Annotated in this window: 27 protein-coding genes; 18 read left to right on the forward strand and 9 right to left on the reverse strand. The window is 73.4% G+C overall.

Annotation, left to right across the window (positions count from 1 at the left end):
• Positions 1-44 precede the first annotated feature (44 nt).
• Entirely contained in the window at positions 45-812 is a 768-nt protein-coding gene (locus GA0070603_RS22605; protein ID WP_091317543.1) for a phosphoglyceromutase, read from the forward strand.
• 50 nt (positions 813-862) lie between these two features.
• On the opposite strand, the gene phoU is transcribed toward GA0070603_RS22605, so the two are convergent.
• Positions 863-1,516, reverse strand: coding sequence for a phosphate signaling complex protein PhoU (gene phoU, locus GA0070603_RS22610; protein ID WP_091317545.1), 654 nt, complete (start codon positions 1,514-1,516; stop codon positions 863-865).
• 212 nt (positions 1,517-1,728) lie between these two features.
• Between phoU and GA0070603_RS22615 the strand changes: the two genes are divergently transcribed.
• From GA0070603_RS22615 to GA0070603_RS22625, 3 genes are all read left to right on the forward strand, one after another.
• Positions 1,729-3,021, forward strand: a complete 1,293-nt coding sequence (locus tag GA0070603_RS22615) for a sensor histidine kinase (RefSeq protein WP_208862935.1) — start codon at positions 1,729-1,731, stop codon at positions 3,019-3,021.
• A 23-nt stretch (positions 3,022-3,044) separates the two neighbouring features.
• Positions 3,045-3,728, forward strand: coding sequence for a response regulator (locus tag GA0070603_RS22620; protein ID WP_091317550.1), 684 nt, complete (start codon positions 3,045-3,047; stop codon positions 3,726-3,728).
• A 531-nt stretch (positions 3,729-4,259) separates the two neighbouring features.
• On the forward strand, positions 4,260-4,805 hold the full coding sequence (locus tag GA0070603_RS22625) for a hypothetical protein (RefSeq protein WP_091317553.1): 546 nt from the start codon (positions 4,260-4,262) through the stop codon (positions 4,803-4,805).
• 56 nt (positions 4,806-4,861) lie between these two features.
• Here the strand turns inward: GA0070603_RS22625 and GA0070603_RS22630 are convergent, their stop codons facing one another.
• On the reverse strand, positions 4,862-5,515 hold the full coding sequence (locus GA0070603_RS22630) for an NADPH-dependent F420 reductase (protein WP_091317555.1): 654 nt from the start codon (positions 5,513-5,515) through the stop codon (positions 4,862-4,864).
• Between the two features lie 145 nt (positions 5,516-5,660).
• Here GA0070603_RS22630 and GA0070603_RS22635 point away from each other — a divergent pair, with 145 nt between their 5' ends.
• Positions 5,661-6,233 carry a TetR/AcrR family transcriptional regulator gene (locus tag GA0070603_RS22635; RefSeq protein WP_091317557.1) on the forward strand — a complete coding sequence of 191 codons (573 nt, stop codon included), beginning with the start codon at positions 5,661-5,663 and terminating at the stop codon, positions 6,231-6,233.
• A gap of 112 nt (positions 6,234-6,345) precedes the next feature.
• Here GA0070603_RS22635 and GA0070603_RS22640 read toward each other — a convergent pair whose 3' ends face one another.
• Positions 6,346-7,020 (reverse strand): response regulator, encoded by a 675-nt coding sequence (locus GA0070603_RS22640; protein WP_091317559.1) that lies wholly within the window; start codon positions 7,018-7,020, stop codon positions 6,346-6,348.
• Positions 7,017-8,663 (reverse strand): sensor histidine kinase, encoded by a 1,647-nt coding sequence (locus GA0070603_RS22645; protein WP_208862936.1) that lies wholly within the window; start codon positions 8,661-8,663, stop codon positions 7,017-7,019. The genes GA0070603_RS22640 and GA0070603_RS22645 overlap by 4 nt, the downstream gene beginning before the upstream one ends.
• A gap of 99 nt (positions 8,664-8,762) precedes the next feature.
• On the opposite strand from GA0070603_RS22645, the gene GA0070603_RS22650 reads away from it, so the two are divergent.
• The 6 genes from GA0070603_RS22650 to rraA all read left to right on the forward strand — a co-directional run bounded on the left by GA0070603_RS22650 (position 8,763) and on the right by rraA (position 14,078).
• Positions 8,763-9,770, forward strand: coding sequence for a Bug family tripartite tricarboxylate transporter substrate binding protein (locus tag GA0070603_RS22650; RefSeq protein WP_091317564.1), 1,008 nt, complete (start codon positions 8,763-8,765; stop codon positions 9,768-9,770).
• A 5-nt stretch (positions 9,771-9,775) separates the two neighbouring features.
• Complete coding sequence (locus tag GA0070603_RS22655) at positions 9,776-10,486, forward strand: tripartite tricarboxylate transporter TctB family protein (RefSeq protein WP_244282589.1); 711 nt, start codon at positions 9,776-9,778, stop codon at positions 10,484-10,486.
• Positions 10,487-11,989: a tripartite tricarboxylate transporter permease gene (locus GA0070603_RS22660; protein ID WP_091317570.1), complete on the forward strand. Its 1,503-nt coding sequence runs from the start codon at positions 10,487-10,489 to the stop codon at positions 11,987-11,989.
• Positions 11,986-12,378 carry a universal stress protein gene (locus GA0070603_RS22665; RefSeq protein ID WP_091317572.1) on the forward strand — a complete coding sequence of 131 codons (393 nt, stop codon included), beginning with the start codon at positions 11,986-11,988 and terminating at the stop codon, positions 12,376-12,378. Before GA0070603_RS22660 ends, GA0070603_RS22665 begins: the two co-directional genes overlap by 4 nt.
• 69 nt (positions 12,379-12,447) lie before the next feature.
• Complete coding sequence (locus GA0070603_RS22670) at positions 12,448-13,578, forward strand: MFS transporter (RefSeq protein ID WP_208862937.1); 1,131 nt, start codon at positions 12,448-12,450, stop codon at positions 13,576-13,578.
• A gap of 17 nt (positions 13,579-13,595) precedes the next feature.
• A complete protein-coding gene (rraA, locus tag GA0070603_RS22675; protein ID WP_091317574.1) occupies positions 13,596-14,078 on the forward strand; it encodes a ribonuclease E activity regulator RraA in 483 nt (160 codons plus the stop codon).
• Between the two features lie 15 nt (positions 14,079-14,093).
• Here rraA and GA0070603_RS22680 read toward each other — a convergent pair whose 3' ends face one another.
• Positions 14,094-14,903 carry a DUF3109 family protein gene (locus GA0070603_RS22680; RefSeq protein WP_091317577.1) on the reverse strand — a complete coding sequence of 270 codons (810 nt, stop codon included), beginning with the start codon at positions 14,901-14,903 and terminating at the stop codon, positions 14,094-14,096.
• Between the two features lie 74 nt (positions 14,904-14,977).
• Here GA0070603_RS22680 and GA0070603_RS22685 point away from each other — a divergent pair, with 74 nt between their 5' ends.
• Together GA0070603_RS22685 and GA0070603_RS22690 are read left to right on the forward strand one after the other, a co-directional pair.
• The gene (locus tag GA0070603_RS22685) at positions 14,978-15,922 is read left to right on the forward strand and encodes a Ppx/GppA phosphatase family protein (protein ID WP_091317579.1); all 945 of its coding nucleotides are present in this window, start codon (positions 14,978-14,980) and stop codon (positions 15,920-15,922) included.
• Positions 15,923-15,998: 76 nt separating this feature from the next.
• A complete protein-coding gene (locus GA0070603_RS22690; RefSeq protein WP_208862938.1) occupies positions 15,999-16,805 on the forward strand; it encodes a sugar phosphate isomerase/epimerase family protein in 807 nt (268 codons plus the stop codon).
• 36 nt (positions 16,806-16,841) lie between these two features.
• Here the strand turns inward: GA0070603_RS22690 and GA0070603_RS22695 are convergent, their stop codons facing one another.
• Genes GA0070603_RS22695 through GA0070603_RS22705 form a run of 3 tightly spaced genes read right to left on the reverse strand, consistent with a single transcriptional unit; the run spans position 16,842 to position 18,877 of the window.
• Positions 16,842-17,417, reverse strand: coding sequence for a CGNR zinc finger domain-containing protein (locus tag GA0070603_RS22695; RefSeq protein WP_091317585.1), 576 nt, complete (start codon positions 17,415-17,417; stop codon positions 16,842-16,844).
• A gap of 19 nt (positions 17,418-17,436) precedes the next feature.
• On the reverse strand, positions 17,437-18,603 hold the full coding sequence (locus GA0070603_RS22700) for a glutathionylspermidine synthase family protein (protein ID WP_091317588.1): 1,167 nt from the start codon (positions 18,601-18,603) through the stop codon (positions 17,437-17,439).
• Position 18,604: 1 nt separating this feature from the next.
• Positions 18,605-18,877 (reverse strand): hypothetical protein, encoded by a 273-nt coding sequence (locus tag GA0070603_RS22705; RefSeq protein WP_212831549.1) that lies wholly within the window; start codon positions 18,875-18,877, stop codon positions 18,605-18,607.
• Between the two features lie 118 nt (positions 18,878-18,995).
• On the opposite strand from GA0070603_RS22705, the gene GA0070603_RS22710 reads away from it, so the two are divergent.
• Complete coding sequence (locus GA0070603_RS22710; protein WP_091317591.1) at positions 18,996-19,916, forward strand: proline dehydrogenase family protein; 921 nt, start codon at positions 18,996-18,998, stop codon at positions 19,914-19,916.
• A gap of 1 nt (position 19,917) precedes the next feature.
• Here GA0070603_RS22710 and GA0070603_RS22715 read toward each other — a convergent pair whose 3' ends face one another.
• Positions 19,918-20,322, reverse strand: coding sequence for a VOC family protein (locus GA0070603_RS22715; RefSeq protein WP_091317593.1), 405 nt, complete (start codon positions 20,320-20,322; stop codon positions 19,918-19,920).
• 76 nt (positions 20,323-20,398) lie between these two features.
• On the opposite strand from GA0070603_RS22715, the gene GA0070603_RS22720 reads away from it, so the two are divergent.
• From GA0070603_RS22720 to GA0070603_RS22735, 4 genes are all read left to right on the forward strand, one after another.
• Positions 20,399-21,193 (forward strand): alpha/beta fold hydrolase, encoded by a 795-nt coding sequence (locus GA0070603_RS22720; RefSeq protein ID WP_091317595.1) that lies wholly within the window; start codon positions 20,399-20,401, stop codon positions 21,191-21,193.
• The gene (locus tag GA0070603_RS22725; RefSeq protein ID WP_091317598.1) at positions 21,186-21,755 is read left to right on the forward strand and encodes a TetR-like C-terminal domain-containing protein; all 570 of its coding nucleotides are present in this window, start codon (positions 21,186-21,188) and stop codon (positions 21,753-21,755) included. The genes GA0070603_RS22720 and GA0070603_RS22725 overlap by 8 nt, the downstream gene beginning before the upstream one ends.
• Positions 21,752-22,087 carry a YrdB family protein gene (locus tag GA0070603_RS22730; RefSeq protein ID WP_091317600.1) on the forward strand — a complete coding sequence of 112 codons (336 nt, stop codon included), beginning with the start codon at positions 21,752-21,754 and terminating at the stop codon, positions 22,085-22,087. The genes GA0070603_RS22725 and GA0070603_RS22730 overlap by 4 nt, the downstream gene beginning before the upstream one ends.
• 181 nt (positions 22,088-22,268) lie before the next feature.
• Positions 22,269-23,951 (forward strand): hypothetical protein, encoded by a 1,683-nt coding sequence (locus GA0070603_RS22735; protein WP_091317603.1) that lies wholly within the window; start codon positions 22,269-22,271, stop codon positions 23,949-23,951.
• Positions 23,952-23,974: the final 23 nt, after the last annotated feature.

The following is a 23,974-nucleotide window of genomic DNA, read 5'->3' on the forward strand; positions in this document are numbered from 1 at the left end:
CCGTCCCCGCGTGTCCGCCGAGCCGGTACGGCAGGATGATCCGCATGACTGCGAGCGAGGGGCCCACCGTCGGGACGCTGGTCCTGCTGCGGCACGGCGAGAGCGACTGGAACGCCAAGAACCTCTTCACCGGCTGGGTCGACGTCGACCTGACGGCCAAGGGCGAGACCGAGGCGCGGCGCGGCGGCGAGCTGCTCCGCGAGCACAACCTGCTGCCCGACGTGGTGCACACGAGCGTGCTGCGCCGCGCGATCCGCACCGCCGAGCTGGCGCTGAACGCCGCCGACCGGCACTGGATCGCGGTGCGCCGGTCGTGGCGGCTCAACGAGCGCCACTACGGCGCCCTCCAGGGCAAGAACAAGAAGCAGACCCTTGACGAGTACGGCGAGGAGCAGTTCATGCTCTGGCGCCGGTCGTACGACACGCCGCCGCCGCCCATCGACGACGCCGACGAGTGGTCGCAGGTCGGCGACCCCCGGTACGCGCTGCTGCCGACCGAGCTGATGCCGCGCACCGAGTGCCTCAAGGACGTCGTCGAGCGGATGCTGCCCTACTGGTACGACTCGATCGTGCCGGACATCCTGGCCGGCCGGACGGTGCTGGTGGCGGCGCACGGCAACTCGCTGCGCGCCCTGGTCAAGCACCTCGACCAGATCTCCGACGAGGCGATCGCCAAGCTGAACATCCCCACCGGCATCCCGCTCCGCTACGACCTCGACCCCGACCTGCGCCCGCAGGTCCTCGGGGGCACCTACCTCGACCCCGAGGCCGCCAAGGAGGCCGCCGCGGCGGTCGCCAACCAGGGCCGCTGACGCCGACGACGAAGGCCCCCGGGTGACCGGGGGCCTTCGTCGTGTCCGGGTCAGCTGGCCGAGGGCGCCGTCTCGCCGGTGATCAGGTAGACCACGTGCTCGCCGGCGTTCACCGCGTGGTCGGCGAAGCGCTCGTAGAAGCGGCCCAGCAGGGTCGCGTCGATGGCGGTCTCCACCCCGTACGGCCAGTCGTCGCCGAGCAGCACGCCGAAGAGGCTCTTGTGCAGGTCGTCCATGGTGTCGTCGTCACGGTCCAGCTCGGCTGCCAGGTCGGCGTCGGGCTTCGCGAGCACCGAGGCGATCTTCTCGGCCATCCGGTCCGCGATGGCGGCCATGTCCGTGAAGACCGGGCGCAGCTCGGCCGGCACCGCCGGCGACGGGTGCCGGCGCAGCGCCGTCTTGGCGACGTGGTCGGCCAGGTCGCCCATCCGCTCCAGGTCGGCGGCCACGTGCAGGGCGGTGATCATGGCACGCAGGTCGGAGGCGACCGGCGCCTGCCGGGCCAGCAGGTCGCAGACCCGCTCCTCCACGTGCCGGTACAGGTCGTCGATCTCGGCGTCCCGCGCGATCACCGTCTCCGACGCGGCGCGGTCCGCGGTGAGCAGGCCCCGGGTGGCCTGCCGCATGGCCGCCCGCACCCCCTCGGCCATGTCCACCAGCAGCTGGCTGACAATCTGGAGGTCGGCCCGGAACTCGTCGCGCATCGTCACTTCCTGGGGTCGTTTGTCGCCGTCCCGGCCGGAAGGGCCGAGGTGCGGCGTGAGCAGGTGCGCGACCCACGGTAGGCCGGGGGAACCGGCGTCGAGATGAACGCGGGTTAACGACGCGGGGCCCGCGAGTGAACATTCCCGGAAGTGAGAGTGGTTCGTCCCGTTCTGACCGATCGCCGGGTTAACAATGACCCTACGATCGCCGGGTGGAATGGGCGGTGGCGGTCGTGGTGGCCGTGGCGCTGGCGACCGGGCTGGTCGCCGGCCTCCTGCTGTCCGGACCCGTCCAGCAGTGGCGGCGCCGGTCGGTGCCGCCGGGAGGCCAGACCTCCCTCCGCAGCTCAGGGAGGCCCGCGATTCCCGACGACCAGCAGGGCGGGCTCTCCGGGCTCGGCCGCAAGACCGTCGACTCGCTGCGCGCCGGCGTGGTGGTGCTCGACCCGGACGACATGCCGGTGCTCGTGAACCCGGCCGCCCGGGCCATGGGCCTGCTCCGCACCGGTGCCACACCCGGCTCCATCGCCGCGCACCCGCTGATCCGTACCCTCGCCGGGCAGGTCCGGCGCACGGGCGTGCGCCGCGAGATCGAGCTGGACCTGCCGCGGGGCCGCGACAGCGCGGGGGACAACCCGCTCGGCGTGCACCTGCGCGCCATGGGGCTGGGCGGCGGCTACATCTCGATCGAGGCGGCCGACGTCACCGAGTCGCACCGGCTGGCCCGGGTCCGGCGGGACTTCGTGGCCAACGTGAGCCACGAGCTGAAGACCCCGATCGGTGCCCTCCAACTGCTCGCCGAGGCGCTTGTCGACGCCACCGAACCGGCCGGTGACGGGCCGGCCGAACTCTCCGAGGATCTGGTCGCCGCCCGGCGGTTCGCCGAGCGGATCCAGCACGAGTCGACCCGGCTCGGCCGGCTGGTGCAGGAGTTGCTGGAGCTCACCCGACTCCAGGGCGCCGAGCCGCAGCCCGCGCCCGAGCCCGTCTCGCTGGACTGGGTGATCGCCGAGGTGATCGACCGGACCCGCACCGCGGCCACCGCCCGGCACGTGGAGATCGTCGTCGACGGGCAGCGGGGGCTGACCGCGTACGGCAGCGACAGCCAGCTCGCCACCGCCGTGGCGAACCTCGTGGAGAACGCGATCAACTACTCGGCCGAGGACACCACCGTCCGGGTGACCGCACGGACCACCGACGAGCACGTCGAGATCGCCGTCGCCGACCAGGGCATCGGCATCGCCCCGAACGAGGTCGACCGGATCTTCGAGCGGTTCTACCGGGCCGACCAGGCCCGGTCCCGGGCCACCGGCGGCACCGGCCTGGGCCTGGCCATCGTCAAACACATCGCCAGCAACCATGGCGGTCGGGTGGATGTGTCGAGCACTCTTGGTGGGGGGTCGACGTTCACCCTCCGGCTGCCCGCCCGCCCCCCGGACGACCTGGAGGCGACACTCTCGTCCGCTGAGATCGAGGCCGGCCCGGCCGAGCTCCGGCAGGTCTGACCGACAGGAAAGGAAACACCCCGTTGAGCCGCGTACTGGTGGTGGAGGACGAGGAATCGTTCTCCGACGCCCTGTCCTACATGCTCCGCAAGGAGGGTTTCGAGGTCTCCGTCGCCGCGACGGGTCCCTCCGCCCTCACCGAGTTCGACCGGACCGGCGCCGACATCGTGCTGCTCGACCTGATGTTGCCGGAGATGTCGGGCACCGAGGTCTGCCGGCAGCTCCGGCAGCGGTCCCACGTGCCGATCATCATGGTCACCGCCCGGGACAGTGAGATCGACAAGGTGGTCGGCCTGGAGATCGGGGCCGACGACTACGTCACGAAGCCGTACTCGCCGCGCGAGCTGGTCGCCCGCATCCGGGCCGTGCTGCGCCGGCAGAGCGCCGAGGCCGCCGAGTCGGGTGCGCCCACGCTGGCCGCCGGGCCGGTCCGCATGGACATCGAACGGCACGTCGTGACCGTGGACGGCGCCGGCGTGCAGCTCCCGCTCAAGGAGTTCGAGCTGCTGGAGCTGCTGCTCCGCAACGCCGGCCGGGTGCTCACCCGCGGTCAGCTCATCGACCGGGTCTGGGGCGCCGACTACGTGGGCGACACCAAGACCCTGGACGTGCACGTCAAGCGGCTGCGCTCCAAGGTCGAGCCGGAGCCGTCCGCCCCGCGCTACATCGTCACCGTCCGCGGCCTGGGCTACAAGTTCGAACCGTGACGGGTTCGCGCCGCGGCCTTGCTCGCTGGTACCAAGCCCGATAACCCCAAGGGGTACGCAGAGCGCCGGCCCCACCGGGCTCCGCCCGGCTACCGGTGGCCCGATGAACGCGCCGGGCCGGCCCGGAGTGGGACCCAATGTCCGCTTTCGTGCGGACCCCGACCGTTGGGTGGAACGCCATGGGTGTCTCCGGTGTCCGGATACACCCATGGCGTTCCACCGACCGGGGTGTGCTGTGCCGGGTGTCCGTTCCGAGGGTGGTCGGCGGCACTCTGGCGGCGGAATGGTCGGCGGGCCGGGGTCGTTGTATCCCCGTGAACGACCGAGGAAGGCGCCCCGCCAGGCGGGGTGGTCGGGCCCGGAATGATGGCGGGTCGCCGGTCGTTGTACATGGTCCCGGCGCGACGAAGAGGCCCCGCCCCGCACGCCGGATGATCCCCCAAGACTTTCCCCTTTTGAGCGCCTGACGGTGCTTGCGCACACGCTGACCCCCATCGGCGTGGTGCGCCAACCCCCAAGGAGCTTTCCCCCATGAACACGATGCTGCGTAAGAGCGTTCTCGGTATTGCTGGTCTGGCCTTCACCGGTGGTGTCTTCGCCGGTCCGATCGCCGCTCACGCCGCGGAGCCGGTGAGCACCACCAAGCCGGTGGCCGTGTCGGTGCAGGGTGCGCAGTCGAAGATCGACCTGAACGACGAGCAGACCGCCAACGCCAAGGCGATCATCGCCGCCACGAAGAAGGCCGGTCTGCCGGAGCGGGCGGCGGTCATCTCGATCGCCACCAGCCTGCAGGAGTCGAAGCTGGAGAACCTGGGTCACCTCGGCGACCGCAACGACCATGACTCGCTGGGCCTGTTCCAGCAGCGCCCGAGCTCGGGTTGGGGCACGCCGGAGCAGATCACCGACCCGGAGTACTCCACCCTCGCCTTCCTGAAGGGTCTGAAGCAGGTCGACGGGTGGCAGGACATGCCGCTGACCGAGGCCGCCCAGACCGTGCAGGTCTCGGCCTACCCGGATGCGTACGCGCAGTGGGAGCAGCAGGCCGCCGACATCGTCGCCCACAACTGGAACAGCTGACATCACGAAGGCCGGCACCCCGAGCGGGTGCCGGCCTTCGGCGTACAGGACGTGAGTCAGCGGACGACCTTGATGTTGAACAGGGCGGTGCCGAGTCCCCCGTACAGGCGCAGCCAGAGCGGTAGCAGCATCTCGGTGCCCCGGGCGGTGGTGATGTCGCCCAGGTCGATCACGTCGGTGTGGCCGAAGCTGGTGAGAAGCTCGGTGACCACCTTCTTGGCCTCCGCGTCGTCGCCGGAGACGAAGACGGTGTGGTCCCCGTCGGCGAGCTGCCGGGGGTGGGTCATCAGGTCGGCGGTCAGGGTGTTGAGCGCCTTCACCACCCGGGTACGCGGGAACGCCCGCTGGATCCGCTCGCCCAACGAGTCGTCGTTGAGCACGGACAGGGTGGGCGGGAAGCCCTTGCTGAAGTCGAGCGGGTTGGCGATGTCGAGCAGGACCTTGCCGGCCAGGTTCTCCTCGCCCGCGGCGGTCAGCGCGGGGAGGGCGCCGTCGCCACTCGTCGCGTTCACCACCAGCTCGGCGTCGGCGGTGGCGTCGGCATGAGCGGCCAGGTCGACGCCGGTGTGGGCGGTGGCCCAGTCGGCCCAGTCGCCCGCCCGGGTGGCCGCCACGTCGCGGGTGCCCACGGTGACATCGTGCCCCAGCTCGGCCGCGCGCGCGGCGATCGCCCGACCCACCATGCCGGTGCCCAGTACTGCGATGCGCATGTCGAGTCCGTCCTCCGGAGATGGCGCGACGCCGATGCGACGCGCTCGGTGCGACCGAGACTAACAGACAGGTCTGTCTACCGCGATGCCTCCGGGCGGGCGAGCGCGGCGACCGGGCAGACGTACCGGTCTGTAAGCTGGGCTGATGGCTCGTACCCCCGCCGGCTCCGCCCGGGAGCGCATCCTGGACACCGCGTTCCGGCTCTTCTACGCGCACGGGCCGCGCGGCGTCGGCGTGGACACGGTGATCGCCGAGTCGGGCGTCGCCAAGGCCACCCTCTACAAGCACTTCCCCAGCAAGGACGATCTGGTGCTGGCGTACCTGGACAAGGTCGACCAGGCCTGGTTCGGCGCGCTGCGGGCCGCCGCCCGGGACGCCGGGGACGAACCCCGGGAGCAGCTCGTCGGCATGTTCGACGCGCTCGGCGGCGCCTGCCGGCGGGAGGGTTACCACGGCTGTGCGTTCATCAACACCGCCGCCGAGTCACCGGCCGGCAGCCCGGTGCACGCCCGTACCGTCGAGCACAAGAACGTCGTCCGGGCCTGGGTGACCGACCTGGCCCGACGGGCCGGGGCGGCCGATCCCGACCTGCTGGCCCGCCAGCTCACCCTGCTGCTCGACGGTGGCCTGGCCGGCGGCGTGCTGGACGCCGACCCGGCGGTCGCCGAGGCGGCCAAGCGCACCGCCCGCGCCCTGGTCGACGCCGCCATCGGCTGAGCCGCCGCGCTGGCCGACATCGCCGCCGGCTCAGCCGGTACGGCCCGCCCCTGGTCGCCGCGGCTGCTGGGTCAGCACCGCACCGACGCGGGTGGCGTCGAGCCGGGCCGGGTCAGGCCAGCCAGGTGTAGCGGCGCTCGGGGCGCCCGGCCGCGCCGTACCTGAGGGTCACCTCGGCGCGCCCGCTGCTGGCGTAGTGCTCCAGGTAGCGGCGGGCGCTGACCCGGGAGATGCCGACCCGGTCGGCGCACTCGCTTGCCGACAGCGTCCCCTCGTGCTCGCGCAGGGCGCGTTCCACCAGCTCGGCGGTCTCCGGACTGAGGCCGCGGGGCAGGGTCGCCGTGGCGGCCGGCGAGCCGCTGCGGGACAGCACCCGGTCGACGTCCGCCTGGTCGGCGACGACGGCCGCGCGCAGCGCGGTGCGGCGGGCCGCGTACTGCTCCAGGCGGGTGCGCAGCTCGTCGAAGCCGAACGGCTTGAGCAGGTAGTTGACCGCGCCGTAGCGGACCGCCCGGCGGACCGCCTCCGCCTCCCGGGCGGCGCTGATCACGAGTACGTCGCAGTCGTGCCGGGCGGCCCGGATCCGGGTCACCACGTCGAGGCCGAACATGTCGGGCAGGTAGAGGTCGAGCAGGACGAGGTCGGGGCGGAGCCGGTCGACAGCGGCCACCGCCTCCTCGCCGGTGCTGGCGGTGCCGACGACCCGGAAGCCGTCGATCCGCTCGACGAAGCCGCGGTGGATCCGGGCCACCATGAAGTCGTCGTCGACCACGAGTACGTCGATCATCGTGCCTCCTGCCCCACGGTCGCGGGCACCGACATCCGCGCGGTGAACATCGCGCCCTCGTCGGTGTTGGTCACCGCGACCTCGCCGCCGCGGCGGTGGCAGACCAGCCGGGTCAGTGCGAGGCCGATGCCGCGCTCGCCGCCCTCGGCCGCCTTGGTGGTGAAGCCGTGGGTGAACACCTCCTGCGCCAGCTCCGGCGCCACCCCGGGGCCTGAGTCGCGGACCACGATCTCCACCGAGGCGGCGTCCTGGCGCAGCTCGGCCTCGACCCAGGCGGGGCGGTCGGACGTGTGGCCGGCCACCGCCTCGACCGCGTTGTCCAGCAGGTTGCCGAGCACGGTGGCCACGTCGGCGGCCAGCTCCGGGGGCAGCCGGTCCAGTCCGGTCCGTTCCGAGACCCGCAGCTCCACCCGGCGTTCGGCGGCGACCGCCGACTTCGCCATGAGCAGCGCCGCCACGGCCGTGTCGTGGATCCGGCTGGTCACCGTGAGGTCGAGTGAGGCGCGGTGGCGGCTCAGCGCGTCGACGTACCGGACCACCTCGTCGTGCTCGCCGATCTGGATGAGCCCGGAGATGGTGTGCAACTGGTTGGCGAACTCGTGGGTCTGCGCCCGGAGCAGCTCGGTGGTGCTGCGGAAACCGCCGATCTCCTGCTCCAGGCGAGCCAGCTCGGTCCGGTCCCGCAGGGTGGTGACGGAGCCGAGCCGGCGGCCGTCCTTGCGGACCGTCATCCGGTTCATCACCAGCACCCGGCCGCCCCGGACCACCACCTGGTCCCGGGCCTCCGGTCCGCTGCCCGCGCCGGCCAGCACGTCCCGCAGCCGGCCGTTGATCCGCAGCTCGGCGAGGCTGCGGCCGAGGCAGTGTTCGGGCAGGTCGAGCAGCCGCCGGCCGACCGCGTTGACCAGGGTGACCCGGTGCTGCGGGTCGAGCGCGATCACCCCCTCGGCGATGCCGTGCAGCAGCGCCTCCCGGTGCTCGGCCAGCCCGGCGATCTCGCGGGGCTCCAGGCCGAGGGTCTGCCGCTTGATCCGGCGGGCCAGCAGCCACGACCCGACAACCCCGAGACCGCAGGCGATGCCCAGATAGGTCAACAGGTACGACGACGCCCCGACCAGCCGCTGGGACCAGGTCGGCGACGCCTCGCCGACCACCACCACACCGAGGTACCGGCCGAGGTTCTTCTTGGTCTTCGGGTCGTCACCGAGCACCGGCACCTGGGCCACGAGCTGTTGCGACCCGTCGATCTCCAGCTCGCCGAACCAGCTCCGGCCCTGCGCCACGTCCGGGTCGCCGAGCCTGACCGGGCTGCCCACCAGCGTCGGGTTCGTCGAGGCGACCACCCGGCCCCGGGCGTTGGCGACGGTCACCGACGTGACGCCGTACTGGTCGGGGATGCTCTGCACCAGCGGGGCGATCGCCTCGCCGGGTGCCGGTTGGTCGAGCTGGTCGCGGAGCAGGGGGCTGCCGCCGAGCCGCTCGCCCAGAGCGGCGACGCGGCGACCCTCGACCCGGTTGAAGGTCGCCGCCGACTGCGCCAGCGAGACGGCGGCCACCGCCACCAGCACCACGACGATGATCGCGAGCTGGAGGATCAGCAACTGCCCGGCGAGCGTACGGCGCCGGGACGTGACCGCGACCACAAAGACCTCAACTTCCGCTGGTGACACAACGCAGACAAGCTGCCCGGGTGGAGGCCACCATCTTGCCGCTGGACTCATTCGAAACGGAAGAGAAACAAGATGGCAACTAGGAGAAACGTGCTGGTCATGGGGGTCGCCGCCGCCACGGCGCTGGCCCTGGCTGCCTGTGGCGCCACCGCCGACAAGAACGAGGGCGGCTCCGGCAACGACGGCAAGCCGGTCAGCGGACTGCGGATCATGGTGCCGAACACCCCCGGCGGCGGATACGACACCACGGCCCGGACCGCCGCGAAGGTGATGGAGGACGCCAAGATCGCCACCGGCGTGCAGGTGTTCAACCTGCCCGGCGCGGGCGGCACGGTCGGCCTCCAGCGGACCGTGAACGAGAAGGGCAACGGCAAGCTGGCCATGCAGATGGGCCTGGGCGTCGTCGGTGCCTCGTACACCTCCAAGTCGGCGGCGACGCTGACCCAGACCACCCCGCTGGCCAAGCTCATCGAGGAGGCCGGCGCCATCGTGGTGCCGAAGGACTCCCCGTACAAGACCATCAACGACCTGGTCGCGGCGTGGAAGGCCAACCCGAAGGGGATCGCGGTCGGCGGCGGCTCGTCGCCCGGCGGCCCGGACCACCTGCTGCCCATGCAGCTCGCCAAGACCGTCGGCATCGACCCCAAGCAGGTCAACTTCGTCTCGTACGACGGCGGCGGCGAGCTGCTGCCGGCCGTGCTCGGCGGCAAGGTGGCCTTCGGCGCCAGCGGCTTCGGCGAGTTCCTCGACCAGGTCGAGGCCGGCCAGATCCGGGTCCTCGCGGTGACCAGCGAGGCCCCGATCGAGGCGCTCAAGGACGTGCCGACCCTGAAGTCCGCCGGCATCGACCTGGTCTTCACCAACTGGCGGGGCATCGTGGCGCCCCCCGGCATCAGCGACGCCGACAAGAAGGTCTGGATCGACGTGCTGACCAAGATGCACGACTCGGAGGAGTGGAAGGCCGAGCTGAAGAAGCGCGGCTGGACCGACGCGTTCCTCACCGGTGACGAGTTCGGCACCTTCCTCACCGAGCAGGACAAGGCCGTGGCAGACGTGCTCAAGCAGCTCGGGTTGGCATGAGCGGCATGACGACGCGACCGGACCGGGGCGGCGACCTGCCGCCCCGGCCCCCGGTCGTACCGGACATCCCGGCGCAGCCGGGCCCGGAGGCCACCGCGCCTCCTGAGGCCGCGCCGACACCGCCGGCCACGGCCGACGCGACGGCGACGGGCGCGGAGCGTACGCCCGACGGGCCGGCGACGACGGCCGGAACCGACCCGGCGGCAGCCACGGAGGCGGACGCCGTCCGGCACCCGGACCGGGCCCAGTACGGCGTGGTGGCGTTTCTCGCCCTGGTCGGCGCGCTGGTCATCTTCGACGCGACAACCCGGATCGGGAGCGCGATCAACACCGCCGACCCGATCGGCCCGAAGCCGGTGCCGATCCTGCTCGGCGTGCTGCTGCTCGTCATCGCGGTGATCTACGCGGTGGACGTGGCCCGCGGCGGCGCCGGGGAGCCGGAGGCCGGCGAGGACGTCGACCTGAGCCTTCCGATCGACTGGCGCACCGTGCTGCTGCTTGTCGGCGCGTTCCTGGTCAACGCCGTGCTCATCGACCGGCTCGGCTGGGTGATCAGCGGGACGATCCTCTTCTGGGGTTCGGCCTACGCGCTGGGCAACCGGCACTACGTGCGCAACCTGCTGATCGCCGTCGCGCTGTCGTTGATCACGTTCTACACCTTCGCCATCGGGCTGGGCGTCGACCTGCCCGCCGGCGTGCTGCAAGGGATCCTGTAGATGGACAACTTCGCCAACCTGCTCGACGGGTTCGCCAACGTACTGACCCCGATGAACCTGCTGTTCGCGCTGATCGGGGTGACCATCGGCACCGCCGTGGGCGTGCTGCCCGGCATCGGCCCGGCCATGACCGTGGCGCTGCTCCTGCCGGTCACCTACGGGATGGAGCCGGCCCAGGCGTTCATCATGTTCGCCGGCATCTTCTACGGCGGCATGTACGGCGGTTCGACCACCTCGATCCTGCTGAACACCCCCGGCGAGTCCTCGTCGGTGGTGACCGCCATCGAGGGCAACAAGATGGCGAAGGCGGGCCGGGCCGCCCAGGCGCTGGCCACCGCCGCGATCGGGTCGTTCGTCGCCGGCACCATCGCCACCGTGCTGCTGGTGGTGGTCACGCCGCCGGTCGTGCAGTTCGCGATCAGCCTCGGCGCACCCGACTACTTCGCGCTCATGCTGCTGGCGTTCGTGTCCGTCACCGCGGTGCTCGGCGCGTCCCGGGTACGCGGCTTCGCCTCGCTGCTGCTCGGCCTGGTGATCGGCGTGATCGGCATCGACCAGTCCGGCCAGCAGCGGCTCACCTTCGGGCTGCCGCAGCTCGCCGACGGCATCGACGTGGTCGTGGTGGCGGTCGGCATCTTCGCCGTGGGCGAGGCGCTGTGGATCGCCGCGCACCTGCGCCGCAAGTCCGGCGAGGTGATCCCGGTGGGACAGCCGTGGCTGGGGAAGCAGGACTGGAAGCGGTCCTGGAAGCCGTGGCTGCGCGGCACGGCGTTCGGGTTCCCGTTCGGCGCGGTGCCGGCGGGCGGGGCGGAGATCCCCACCTTCCTGTCGTACGTCACCGAGAAGAAGCTCACGAAGCACCCGGAGGAGTTCGGCCGGGGCGCGATCGAGGGCGTCGCCGGGCCGGAGGCCGCGAACAACGCCTCGGCCGCCGGCACGCTGGTGCCGATGCTGGCGATCGGCCTGCCGACCAACGCCACCGCCGCGGTGATGCTTGCCGCCTTCGAGGGGTACGGCATCCAGCCCGGCCCGCTGCTCTTCACCCGCGAGTCGAGCCTGGTCTGGACGCTGATCGCGAGCCTGTTCGTGGGCAACCTGCTGCTGCTGGTGCTCAACCTGCCGCTCGCCCCGGCCTGGGCGCGGCTGCTGCGGATCCCGCGCCCCTACCTCTACGCCGGGATCCTCTTCTTCGCCTCGATGGGCGCGTACGCGGTCAACGCGCAGCCGTTCGACCTGTACCTGCTGCTCGCCCTCGGCCTGCTCGGCTTCGGCATGCGCCGCTTCGGGCTGCCGATCCTGCCGCTGATCGTCGGCGTCATCCTCGGCCCGCGTGCCGAGTTGCAGGGCCGGCGCGCGTTGCAGCTCTCCGGCGGTGAGCTGCACGGCCTGATCGGCGGCTGGGTGTCCTGGCTGATCTACGCCACGATCGCCGTGGTGCTCCTCTGGCCGCTGATCGGCCGGTTCGTGGTCCGTCCGCTGCGGGAAAGGGTGGTGACGGCATGACGGTGCTGGTGGGGTACGTCCCCTCGCCGCTGGGCGAGGCGGCCCTGCGGGCCGCGATCGAGCAGGCCCGGTTCCGCGACGAGCCGGTGCTGGTGGTGAACACCTCGCGCGGCGACGCGTACGTCGACCCGCGGCTCGCTCAGGAGCCCGACCTGGACCGGGTGGTCCGCGAGCTGGTCGCCGCCGGGGTGCCGCACGACGTCCGGCAGCTCATGCGGGGGCGGGACGCCGCGGAGGAGATCGCCGAGATCGCCGAGACGGAGGACGTGTCGCTGGTCGTGATCGGCATCCGGCACCGCACCCCGGTCGGCAAGCTGATCATGGGCTCGACCGCGCAGGAGATCCTGCTCCGGGTGCCCTGCCCGGTGCTCGCCGTGAAGGCCGACTGAGTGCCGCCCGGGGGCTCCGCCGTCCCCGGGCGCGCCCAGAGGGGCCTCCTGCTCACGCACACCGTCGCGGTGCAGGCGGTCACGTTCATGCTCCGGCCGGCCTCCGCGTACCGGGCGTTGGAACTGGACGTGCCGGGGGCCTGGCTGGGCGTGCTCGGGGCCAGCTTCGCCGTCGTACCCCTGGTGCTGGCCGTGCCCTCCGGGCACGCCGTGGACCGGCTCGGCGAGCGCCGGGTGGCGCTCGCCGGGTCGGCCCTGCTGGTGGCCGCCGGCCTCGGATTCGTGCTGCTCGCCGGCTCGGTGGCCGGCCTGGTCCTGGCCAGCATGGCGCTCGGCACCGCGCACCTCTGCGCGGTGGTCGCCCAGCAGGCGCTGGTCGCCAACCGCACCCCGGCCGACCGGTACGACGCCGCGTTCGGCTACTACACCTTCGCCGCCTCGCTGGGGCAGGCGCTCGGCCCGGGCCTCATCGTGGTCTTCGGCGGGGACCGCACGATCCCGGACACCCGGGCCATCTTCCTCGGCGCCACTGTGGTGGCGGTGCCGTTGCTGGTCGTCGCCCTGTTCCTGCGCCCGTCGGGACACCACCGGCAGGCCGCCGACGGTCCCGGCGCCGGCGGGCTGCGCGACCTGCTCCGCGAGCCCGGCCTGGTCCGCGCCCTCACGGTGAGCTGCGTCGTCCTGGCGGCGGTCGACATCACCCTTGTCTACCTGCCCGCGCTCGGCGCGGAACGCGGCATCGCCGCCGGTTCGATCGGCATCCTGCTCGGGGTCCGGGCGGTCGCCTCGATGGCGTCCCGGCTGCTGCTCGGCCGGCTCGTGGCGGCCCTGGGCCGGCGGGTCGTGCTGGTCGGCACCGTGGCGCTCTCCGCCGCCGGGCTGGCCCTGCTGCTGCCCCCGCTGCCCTTCGCGGTCCTGCTGGTGGTGGTCGCGGTGGCCGGGCTCGGGCTGGGCGCGGGCCAGCCGCTGACCATGTCGTTCCTGGCCGAGGTGGCCCCGCCCGGGCTGCGCGGCCGGGCCATGTCGCTGCGGCTCACCGGCAACCGGCTCGGTCAGGTGCTCATCCCCAGTGCGGCCGGCGCGCTCGCGGCCGGCACCGGCGCGGCCGGCGTGCTCGCCTGCACCGCGGCCGGCCTGGCCGGAGCGGCCGTCGCCGCCACCCGCCTGCACCGATCCCCGCCCCCGACTCCGCATCCCTGAGTGAGAGAAGGACGACAATGGAGAACCCCACCACCGCCGACCTCTACGACCGGCACGGCGAGGCCCTCGGCTCGTGCGACACCCAGCTGCGCCAGTTCGGCGGCGTCCGGGCCTTCGCCGGTCCGGCCGTCACGGTGCGCTGCTTCCAGGACAACGCCCTGGTCAAGTCGATCGTGGCCGAGCCCGGGGAGGGCCGGGTGCTGGTGGTGGACGGCGGCGGCTCGCTGCACACCGCCCTCATGGGTGACCTCATCGCCGGCACCGCGGCGGAGAACGGCTGGGCCGGCGTGGTGGTCAACGGCGCCGTCCGCGACGCCGTGGCCCTCGGCGCCCTGCCCATCGGCATCAAGGCGCTCGGCACGAACCCGCGCAAGAGCGCGAAGACCGGCGCGGGCGAGCGGGACGTGCCGGTGTCGTTCGGCAACTGCGTCTTCACCCCCGGCGCCGAGGTGCACAGCGACGACGACGGCGTCGTCGTGCTGCCCGGCCCAGTCAGATGATCTGCCGGGCGGGTCCTAAGCCTCGGTGGCCGGGTGCGGGGCGACCTGGCCCTGGCGGAGCCGGGCCGCGCAGAGTTCGGCGAGCTTCGCGTACGCGGGGGCGCCGATCAGCGCGGTCAGCTCCGGGCCGTAGGAGATGTACATCGGCTCGGCGCCGACGTGCGCGTCCGTGGAGGAGGTGCACCACCAGTCCAGGTCGTGACCGCCCGCGCCCCAGCCGCGCCTGTCGAACTCGGTGAGCGTGGAGATCAGCACCTTGGTGTTGTCGGGCCGCTTGTGCCAGTCCTGGTCGCGGCGGATCGGCAGCTGCCAGCAGACGTCCGGCTTGTACTCCAGCGGGTGCACCCCGTCGCGCAGCGCCTGGGCGTGCAGCGCGCAGCCGCCCCCGCCGGGGAAGTCGGCGTCGTTGAGGAAGACGCAGGGCGCGTCGGCGGCGCGGGTGGCCGTGCGCCGGGCCGGGTTCTTCCCGTCGATCGTGTCGTTCTCGGTCCAGTTCTTGAAGCCCCGGCGGAAGTGCTGCCAGGTCTCCGGGGTGAGCCGCTTGACCGCCGCCCGGACCCGCTTCTCGTCGTCGCCGTCGGTGAAGAACGCGCCGTGCGAGCAGCAGCCGTCCGCGGCGCGGCCCGCGATGATGCCGTGGCAGCCCCGGCCGAAGATGCACGTCCAGCGGGAGAGCAGCCAGGTCAGGTCGGCCCGCACCAGGTGCTTGGCGTCGGCCGGGTCGACGAACTCGATCCACTCCCGCGGGAAGTCCAGCCCGACCTCGCGGCTGCGCGGGTCGTCGGGGTCGTCCACCAGCACGTGAAGCTCGATCTGCCCTGTCACCCGGCCCAGCGTACGCGGGGTGACCCCGCCCGGCCGGCGAGCCGACGAAACGTGTTGGCCCTAGGGTCGTCACCATGCGACTGGGTGTCCTCGACGTCGGCTCCAACACGGTGCACCTCCTGGTGGTCGACGCCCACCACGGCGCCCACCCGTGGCCGGCGCACTCCGAGAAGGTGGTGCTCCGGCTGGCCGAGCAGATCGGCCCGGACGGCGCGCTGACCGACGCGGGCGCGGACGGGCTGGTCAAGGCCGTCGGCATGGCCCGCGCCGCGGCGGACGGTCTGGAGGCCGACGACCTGCTGGCCTTCGCCACCAGCGCGGTCCGTGACGCCACAAACGCCGGCGAGGTGCTGGCCCGGGTCCGGGACGAGACCGGCGTACGCCTGGAGGTGCTCTCCGGCGCGGACGAGGCGCGGATGACCTTCCTGGCGGTGCGGCGGTGGTTCGGGTGGTCCGCCGGCCGGCTGCTCGTGATGGACATCGGGGGCGGCTCGCTGGAGCTGGCCGCCGGCATCGACGAGGGGCCGGACGTGGCGGTCTCGCTGCCGCTCGGTGCGGGGCGGCTGAGCCGGGAGCGGCTGGCGGTCGACCCGTCCGGCGCCGTGCCGCCGTCGGCCGAGACCGTCGAGGAGCTGCGGGAGTACGTCGACGCCCAGCTCGACCCGGTGGTGGAGCAGCTCACCGCGGTGGGCTGGGAGCGCCCGGTGGCCACCTCGAAGACGTTCCGGATGCTGGCCCGGCTGGCCGGCGCGGCGCCCTCCGGGGCCGGGCTCTGGGCGCGGCGCAGCCTGACCCGCACGGGGCTGCGCCAGGTGCTCGGCTTCATCCGGCACATCCCGCCGGCCCAGCTGCCCGAGCTGGAGGGGGTCAGCGCGCAGCGGGCCCACCAGCTCCTCGCCGGGGCGGTGGTGGCCGAGGCGGTGCTGCGCCGGCTCGACGTGGACTGCCTGGACATCTGCCCGTGGGCGCTGCGCGAGGGGGTCATCCTGCGCCGCCTCGATCAACTCGCGCCGATGTGATCCCGGTCGGCCCTTCTACGTCTTTTGCGGGTGCTCGTCCCGATGCGCGCTGGCGGGGGCGGCTACCCTGAGGGGCGTGACTTCCCGCGTTCCGGTGCTCCTGTCCACGTCCTCGGTCTTCCCTGAGCGGACCGCGGCGGCGTTCCAGCTGGCCTCGGCGCTCGGTTACGACGGCGTCGAGGTGATGGTCTGGACCGACCCGGTCAGCCAGGACCCGGGCGCGCTGCGCGGCCTGTCCGAGCACTACGGCGTCCCGGTCCTCTCGGTGCACGCGCCCTGCCTGCTGGTCACCCAGCGGGTGTGGAGCCCCGACCCGTGGGAGCGGCTGCGCAGGGCCGCGGAGCTGGCCGAGGTCCTGGAGGCGCCCACCGTCGTGGTGCACCCGCCGTTCACCTGGCAGCGCGACTACGCCCGCACCTTCGCCGACGGGCTCGACAAGATCGCCGGCCGCTTCCGCGGGCTGCGCTTCGCCGTGGAGAACATGTACCCGGTGCGGATGGCCGGCCGGCAGTTCGTTCCGTACGTCCCCGGCTGGGACCCGACCGACACCGGCTACGCCTCGTACACCCTGGACCTGTCGCACTGCGCGGCGTCGCACACCGACGCCCTGGCCATGGCCGACCGGATGGGGTCCGGCCTGGCCCACGTCCACCTGGGCGACGGCACCGGTGAGGGGCGCGACGAGCACCTGGTGCCGGGGCGGGGCGGGCAGCCCTGCGCCGAGCTGCTCCGCTCGCTGGCCGGCCGGGGCTTCACCGGCTCGGTGGCCGTCGAGGTGACGACCCGGGGCGCGAAGAGCCGCGCGGTCCGCGAGGCGGACCTGCGCGAGTCGCTCGCGTTCGCCCGGGCCAACCTGACCGCACCCTCCCCGGTCGACGCCTGACCGCCGGGGTCGACGCCGGACCGGGGGAAGAACCGGTCAGCTGACCGGGGTGAGCGGTTCCGGTTGGGCCGGCACGGTCACCTGCTCGCCGACGGCGGCCCGCTTGCGGGCCCGGTGCGCGGCCACGTGCGAGCGGGTGGCACAGCGCTCCGAGCAGAACCGCCGGCAGCAGTTCGACGAGGTGTCCAGGTAGACGTTGCCGCAGCGCTCGTCGGCGCAGACGCCGAACCGGGCGCTGCCGTACTCGCAGAGCCAGACCGACAGCCCCCACACCGCGCCGGCCAGGTACTCCGAGCTGACCGAGGCGCCCCGGCTGGTCACGTGCATGTGCCAGTCGGAGGAGTCGTGGCCGGAGATGCGCGGCTGCACCGGGAACGCCTCCAGCAGCGCGTTCAGCTCCGTCACCGCCTCGGCGTCGCGACCCGAGGTGCCGTAGTCGAAGATGTCACGCAGGCGCTTCTGCGCCCGCCGGAAGATCGTCAGGTCCCGTTCGGCGACCTCGTCGCGCATCCACGCGTTGTCGTCCGGGAAGAGGGCCCGCAGGTCGTCGAGGTCGTCCAGGCGGGCGTTGACGAGATCAACACCGGTCCGGGCGTACGCGTCGAAGTTCACGACACCAACGGTAGACGACTCACGGGGCACGCGGCGCGTCGATGTAGTGGGGCAGGAACCGCGCGTAACCGTCAGTGATGAGGCTCTCGCTCTCCCGGACGCCCGCGCCGGCCGACTCGCCGTCCACGATCCAGCTGCCCAGCACCATCCGGCTGCCCGCGAACTCGGGCAACGCGCGGAACTCCTGGTAGCAGAACCCCTCGTCGCCGTAGATCCCCGGGTTGGTGATCTCGGTGCCGCCGCTCACGATGCGTACCGAGCCGCCTTCCCGGCCGAGCAGCGGCTTGGCCACGTACTCGGCCATCCCGCGCGGCGAGTCCAGGTACGCGGGCAGCAGGTAGTCGTGCCCCGGGTAGAGCTCCCAGAGCACCGCCAGCAGTGCCTTGTTCGACAGCAGCAGCTTCCAGGCCGGCTCGATCCAGGTGGTCGGGGTGCCCGGCTCCAGCGCCGGCGGCCCGTACGGCTCGGCCAGCATCCACTCCCAGGGATAGAGCTTGAAGCAGGTGGTGATCGGCCGGTCGGCGGCGTCGACGAAGCGCCGCCCGTCCCAGCCGACCTGCTGGATCGGCATGAGCGTGACGTCCAGGCCCGCCTGCCGGGCGGTCTCGGCCAGGTAGCCGGCCGTGATCTGGTCCTCGCCCGACTCCTCCTCCGACGACCAGAGCACGTGCACGCGGGGGTCGTGCAGGCCGGCGCCGATCTTGGCCCAGGCCCCCACCAGCCGTTCGTGCAGGCTGTTCCACTGGTCCGCGTCCGGCCTGGTGTGCTCCAGCCAGTACCACTGCACGATGCTCGCCTCCACGAGCGCCGTCGGGGTGTCGGCGTTGTACTCCAGCAGCTTCGGCGGCCAGCTTCCGTCGTACCAGAGGTCGAAGCGGCCGTAGAGGGTCGGCGGCGCCTCCCGCAGCGACCGGGCGACCGCCTCGGCGGCCCACTCCGGGATGCCGAACTCGGCGTACCGGTTGCGGGCCACCACGTGCTCGGCGGCGGCCACCGACATCCGGTGCAGCTCCTCCGTCGCCTCCTCCAGCCGGAGCACCTCGTCCAGCTCGAAGGCGTACGCGCCGGTCTCGTCCCAGTACGACATGATCTCGCCGTCGGGCAGCTCGGTGTCGACGTACACCAGGCCCTGGGCCCGGATGGTGGCGTCCCAGTCGGGGCGCGGGGTGCTGGTCTCGCGCCGCACCTCAGCCGCCGCAGGAGGCGAGGTGGGTGCCGAAGCCGCCGCGCTCGGGCAGCGCCGCGGCGACCGGCGCCGGGGTGTCCCGGGCGGTGGCCGGCGCGGGGACCCGCAGGGCCACGGCGACCGTGTCGCCGCCCCCGCCGGCCGGGCCGAGCGCGCAGTCGTCATCGTCGTCGTCGTAGCCGTTGTTGCAGCCGGAGAGCGCGAGCGCGAGGGCGGTCAGGGCGCCGAGCTGCACGGTGGCCGACCGGAGCCGGCGTCGGGGGCGTCGTTCCACGTGATCGTTGTAGCGGATCGCCGCCAGCCGGGCGGCCCCGCGGTGCCCGCCGGAACGCTGCGTGACGTTGCCCGCCGCCCCCCGGCGCGGGCCCACCGCCGGGCGTTACGCTCGGCTCATGCTCCGTTCCGTCATCCTCGCCGCCTCCCGGTCATCCCAGGTCGAGCGGCTCGTCGCGACGGCCCCGTTCACGCGGGACGTCGTCCGCCGGTTCGTCGCCGGCGCCGGCACCGACGACGCGCTGCGCGCGACCCGCGCACTCGTCGCCGACGGCCAAGCGGTCACCCTCGACAACCTCGGCGAGGACACCGTCACCCCGGAGCAGGCGAACGCCACCCGGGACGAATACCTCAAGCTGCTGCGACTGCTGGGCGCCGCCGGGCTCACCCCGGCCGCCGAGGTCAGCGTCAAGCTCTCCGCGCTCGGGCAGATGTTCGACGAGCAGCTCGCGTACGACAACGCGCGGGCGATCTGCGCGGCGGCCGACGCGGTGGGCACCACCGTCACCCTGGACATGGAGGACCACACCACCACCGACTCGACCCTGGACATCCTCGCCAAGCTGCGCAAGGACTACCCGTCGACAGGTGCGGTGCTCCAGGCGTACCTGCGGCGGACCGAGTCGGACTGCCGCGAGCTGTCCGGCGCCGGGTCCCGGGTGCGGCTCTGCAAGGGCGCGTACAAGGAGCCCGAGTCGGTGGCGTACCAGTCCGCCCGCGAGGTCGACAAGTCGTACGTGCGCTGCATGAACGTGCTCATGTCCGGTGACGGCTACCCGATGCTTGCCACCCACGACCCGCGCCTGATCGCCATCGGCGAGGACCGGGCCCGCTGGTTCGACCGCGGCCCGGAGCGGTTCGAGTTCCAGATGCTGTTCGGCATCCGCCCGGAGGAGCAGAAGCGCCTCGTCGGCGACGGCTACACGGTGCGCACCTACGTCCCCTACGGCGACCAGTGGTACGGCTACCTCATGCGCCGGCTGGCCGAGCGCCCCGCCAACATGATGTTCTTCGGCCGCGCCCTGATGTCGAAGAAGTGAGTCAGTCGTTCGACCAGGTCCGGGTGCAGAGCACCAGCCGGTAGCCGTCCGGATCGGCGAACGTCAACCCCCAGCGGTCCCAGTACGGGCCGGCGGAGACCCTGGTCCCGCCGGCCCGTTCCAGTCGGCCGGCCAGTTCGTCGTCGACCGGCCCGTCGAGGTAGAGCACGAACAGGTCCTCCGCGGTGGGGCGCGGCGCGACGGCCAACTGGGCGCCGCCGACCAGTTCCAGGTGCCAGCCCGCGCCCGGCCGGCCGAGCATCACGAGGTCGTGCTCGCCGGGCCCGTCGGCGGTGCTCCGGTAGAGCACGTCCAGGCCCAGGCCGTCGGCCCAGAACCGCTCGGCGGCGGCGAGGTCCCGGCTCGGGCGGGCCAGGCGTACGTGGGTGTCTGCGGTGAGCGGCATGGCAAGATCCTCCGACCTCCACCCGAGTTGAGGTCAACCCTTGACGGTTAAAGCTAATGGCATTAGCTTTACGGCTATGACGATTAGCCAGGTGGCGCGGGACGGCGGAACCATCGCGTACGAGGTGCACGGGGAGGGGCCGCTCGTGGTCCTCGCGCACGGCATGGGGGAGAACCGGGCGACCTTCCGCCACCTGGTGCCCCGGCTGGTCGCGGCCGGCTACCGGGTCGCCCCGGTGGACGTGCGCGGGCACGGCGACTCCAGCCCGCGCTGGTCCACCTACGCGCCGGCAGAGGTCGGCGGCGACCTGCTCGCCGTGGTCCGGGCGCTCGGCGGCGGCCCGGCCACCCTGGTGGGCAGCTCGTCCAGCGCCGCCGCCGTGGTGTTCGCCGCCGCCGACGCCCCCGCGCTGGTCAACGGCATCGTGCAGGTCAGCCCGTTCGTCACCCCGCCGAATCCCAACCCGGTGCTCCGGGCGGCCCAGGCGCTCGTGCTGCGCAGCCCGCGGCTGTTCGGCATGTTCCACCGCACCCTGTTCCCGTGCGGGCGGCCCGCCGACGACGCCGCGTACCGGAAGGAGATGGTCGTCAAGCTGCGCGGCCGGATGGACGCGGTGCGGGGCGTGGTCGCGCCGGTCGACCCGCACTGGACCGAGCGGGCCCGGGAGGTGCGGCAGCCGGTGCTGGTGCTGATGGGCACGAAGGACCCGGACTTCCCGGACCCGGGCGCCGAGGCGCGTGCCGCCCGCCGGCTCTTCGCCACCGCCGAGGCCCGCATGATCGCCGACTCCGGCCACTACCCGCACGCCGACCAGCCCGACGCCACGGCCGCCGACCTGACCGAGTTCCTGGCGGTGACCTCCGGTGCCTAGGGCCGGCCTCACCCCGCAGACCGTGGTCCGCGAGGCGGCCGTGCTCGCCGACGAGGTCGGCCACGACCGGCTCACCCTGGCCGCGCTCGCCGCCCGGCTCGGTGTCGCGCTGCCCAGCCTCTACAAGCACGTCAAGGGCGTCGACGCGCTGCACCAGAAGCTGGCCGTGCTCGCCACCACCGAGGTCGCCAACGCGCTGACCACCGCCGCCGCGGGCCGGGCCGGCGGGGACGCGCTGCGCGCCACCGCCGGCGCCTTCCGCGAGTACGCCCGCCGGCACCCCGGCCGCTACCCGGCCACCCAGCGGGCGCCGGACCCCCACGACCCCGAGCACCTGGCCGCCGCCGAGCGGGCCGTCGGCGCCATCTACGCGATCCTGCGCGGGTACGACCTCGACGGCGACGCCGCGGTCGACGCCACCAGGATGTTCCGGGCCGCCGTGCACGGGTTCATCACCCTGGAGGCGGCCGGCGGGTTCGGGCTGCCCCGGGACATCGACCGTTCCTTCGACGAGATGGTGGCCGCCCTGGACACCGCGTACCGCAACTGGAGGTCCCGGTGAAGGCCGCCCTGCTCACGCTCATCTTCCTGCTGGAGCTGGCCATGCTCGCGGCCGCCGGCTGGTGGGGGTTCACGCTCGACGCCGGCTGGCCGGTGCGGCTGCTCGCCGGCCTCGGCGCCCCGCTGGCGATCGCCGTGGTCTGGGGGCTCTTCTGCTCGCCCCGCGCCACCGTGGCGCTGCCCGCGCCGGCCAAGCTGGGCGTGCAGGCCGCCTGCTTCCTCACCGGCGGCCTGCTGCTCGCCCTGGCCGGCCGCCCGGTTCCTGGCGCGCTGCTGGTGGCCCTGTGGGCGCTCGACAAGACCCTCCTCACCCTGTCGGGCGAGAAGATCTGACCCCAGCTCTGGATCTTGGACGATTTCGGCCCCTGTGGGGGCCACTTCTTACCAAGATCTTGGACGGGTGGCGGTCGGGGATCCGGGGGCGGCGGGTGGGCGGGTTGGTGCGGCCGATCGGAGCCGGCGCGACGCGCGGGGGACTCTTCCCGGATCGCCCGATTGGTCGTACCCTTCGCCGGTGACCGACGGTGACGAGCGGCCCGCCGGCGCGGCGGCGAGCGGCGACGAGCCGCCGGCCGTGCCGCGGGACGGCGACGGTCCGGCCGACGAACCGGCCGCCGCCAGCACCCACGAATCCGGCCAGGCAGCGGCACCGAGCGGCGCCTCGGCAGCCGAGGACGACGACATAGCCGGCGACCCCGCCCCGGCAGACGCGCCGAACGGCGGCCCGGCAGTCGAGGACGACAACGTAGCCGGCGCCCCGGGTCCGGCGGCCGTGCCGAACGGCGCCCCGGCAGCCGAGAACGGCGAGGCGGCCGGGGACCTCCGTCCGGCCGGCGGCGTCGGTCCGGCCGGCCACCCCGCTTCGCGGCCCGGGCCGCCGCCCCACCCGGCCGGTCACCCGGGCACCGCTCCCGGCGTACAGCCGGTCGTCGCCGGTGGTGGACGCCCGGCGGGGCGGCGGTGGCGGCTCTGGGTCGTGCTGGGGCTGGTGCTCGTGCTGGTGGCGTGCGGGGTTCCCGGCGTACTCCTGCTCGGGCTGGTGCGCGACGCGGCCGGGCGGCCGGCGGCGGACCGCGAGGAGCGCGGCACGGCGGCCGAGCGGCAGCTTCGCGCGCGGATGGCGGCTCAGCTCGACCGGCAGGCCGCCGCCCTGCTCGACGGTGACCGGGCCGGCTTCCTGGCCGTCGCGGAGCCCGCCGCCCGACCCGCGCTCACCCGGCGGTACGCCGCGCTGCGCGCGCTCCGGGTCACCGCGTGGCGGCCGGTGGCGGACGGGGTGCCGGCGGCGGACGACCGGCGGCCGGGGGAGTGGCGGCTGACGGTGAGCGTCGGCTACTGCTTCGTGGTGCCGGGCTGCACGCCGAGCAGCGTCGAGCTGGGCACCCGGTGGCGGGTGGCGGGGGACGCCGAGCCCCGGCTGACCGCGGTCGAGGAGTCCCGGGCGACGCCGGCCGGCGCGCGGCCCTGGGAGGTCAGCGACCTGGCCGTGGCGGTCGGGAAGCGCGCCGTGGTCGCGACCACGCCGGCGCTGCGGGCCAAACTGCCCGGCCTGCTCGCCCAGGCCGAGGCCGCCGCCGCGGTCGCCGACCTGTACGCGGTGGCCGCGCCGCCGCCGGACCGCTACCTGGTCTACTACGCGGGTCGGGCCGAGTGGCAGCGCTGGTACGGCGGCGGGCGGCCGAAGTGGACCGCCGGGTACGCGGTCGGCGTCGGCGGCGGGCACCACGACGTCGTGCTGAACGCGCAGAGCCTGACCCCGAGCGGCGTCGACGACCTGCTCCGGCACGAGCTGACCCACGCCGCGTCGCTGCCCGACGGGGGCTACGCGGACCGGTCGAGCTGGTGGCTGGTGGAGGGGCTGGCCGAGTACGCGGGCGCCGACGGCCAGCCGGTGGACCGCTACGAGGGCCTGGCCGAGGCTCGCAAGCTGGTCCGGGGCGGGTGGAACGGCCGGCTCGACGCGCTGGCCCCGGCCGACGACGCGTCCGACGACCGGGTGGGCGGCGCCTACGGCATCGGTTACCTGGCCGTGCACCACCTGGTCGACCGGTTCGGGGAGCAGCGGGTGCTGGACTTCTTCCGGGCCGTGGTGCACGAGCGCCGGTCGGTGGCCGAGGCCGCCGACGAGGTGTTCGGCGAGCCCTGGTCGGGGCTGCACGACGACTGCGTGGCCTACCTGCGGGCGGTCGCCGGCTGAGGCGTAGACGCTGGTCGACGGGT

The sequence above is a fragment of the Micromonospora chersina genome, from assembly GCF_900091475.1.
Classification (GTDB): Bacteria; Actinomycetota; Actinomycetes; order Mycobacteriales; family Micromonosporaceae; genus Micromonospora; species Micromonospora chersina.

Excerpts from the sequence above, each read along its gene's own strand:
- GA0070603_RS22605 (WP_091317543.1), top strand. The coding sequence starts at position 45 with ATGACTGCGAGCGAGGGGCCCACCGTCGGGACGCTGGTCCTGCTGCGG.
- phoU (WP_091317545.1), bottom strand. The coding sequence starts at position 1,516 with ATGCGCGACGAGTTCCGGGCCGACCTCCAGATTGTCAGCCAGCTGCTG.
- GA0070603_RS22625 (WP_091317553.1), top strand. The coding sequence starts at position 4,260 with ATGAACACGATGCTGCGTAAGAGCGTTCTCGGTATTGCTGGTCTGGCC.
- GA0070603_RS22630 (WP_091317555.1), bottom strand. The coding sequence starts at position 5,515 with ATGCGCATCGCAGTACTGGGCACCGGCATGGTGGGTCGGGCGATCGCC.
- GA0070603_RS22635 (WP_091317557.1), top strand. The coding sequence starts at position 5,661 with ATGGCTCGTACCCCCGCCGGCTCCGCCCGGGAGCGCATCCTGGACACC.
- GA0070603_RS22640 (WP_091317559.1), bottom strand. The coding sequence starts at position 7,020 with ATGATCGACGTACTCGTGGTCGACGACGACTTCATGGTGGCCCGGATC.
- GA0070603_RS22650 (WP_091317564.1), top strand. The coding sequence starts at position 8,763 with ATGGCAACTAGGAGAAACGTGCTGGTCATGGGGGTCGCCGCCGCCACG.
- GA0070603_RS22655 (WP_244282589.1), top strand. The coding sequence starts at position 9,776 with ATGACGACGCGACCGGACCGGGGCGGCGACCTGCCGCCCCGGCCCCCG.
- GA0070603_RS22660 (WP_091317570.1), top strand. The coding sequence starts at position 10,487 with ATGGACAACTTCGCCAACCTGCTCGACGGGTTCGCCAACGTACTGACC.
- GA0070603_RS22665 (WP_091317572.1), top strand. The coding sequence starts at position 11,986 with ATGACGGTGCTGGTGGGGTACGTCCCCTCGCCGCTGGGCGAGGCGGCC.
- rraA (WP_091317574.1), top strand. The coding sequence starts at position 13,596 with ATGGAGAACCCCACCACCGCCGACCTCTACGACCGGCACGGCGAGGCC.
- GA0070603_RS22685 (WP_091317579.1), top strand. The coding sequence starts at position 14,978 with ATGCGACTGGGTGTCCTCGACGTCGGCTCCAACACGGTGCACCTCCTG.
- GA0070603_RS22710 (WP_091317591.1), top strand. The coding sequence starts at position 18,996 with ATGCTCCGTTCCGTCATCCTCGCCGCCTCCCGGTCATCCCAGGTCGAG.
- GA0070603_RS22715 (WP_091317593.1), bottom strand. The coding sequence starts at position 20,322 with ATGCCGCTCACCGCAGACACCCACGTACGCCTGGCCCGCCCGAGCCGG.
- GA0070603_RS22720 (WP_091317595.1), top strand. The coding sequence starts at position 20,399 with ATGACGATTAGCCAGGTGGCGCGGGACGGCGGAACCATCGCGTACGAG.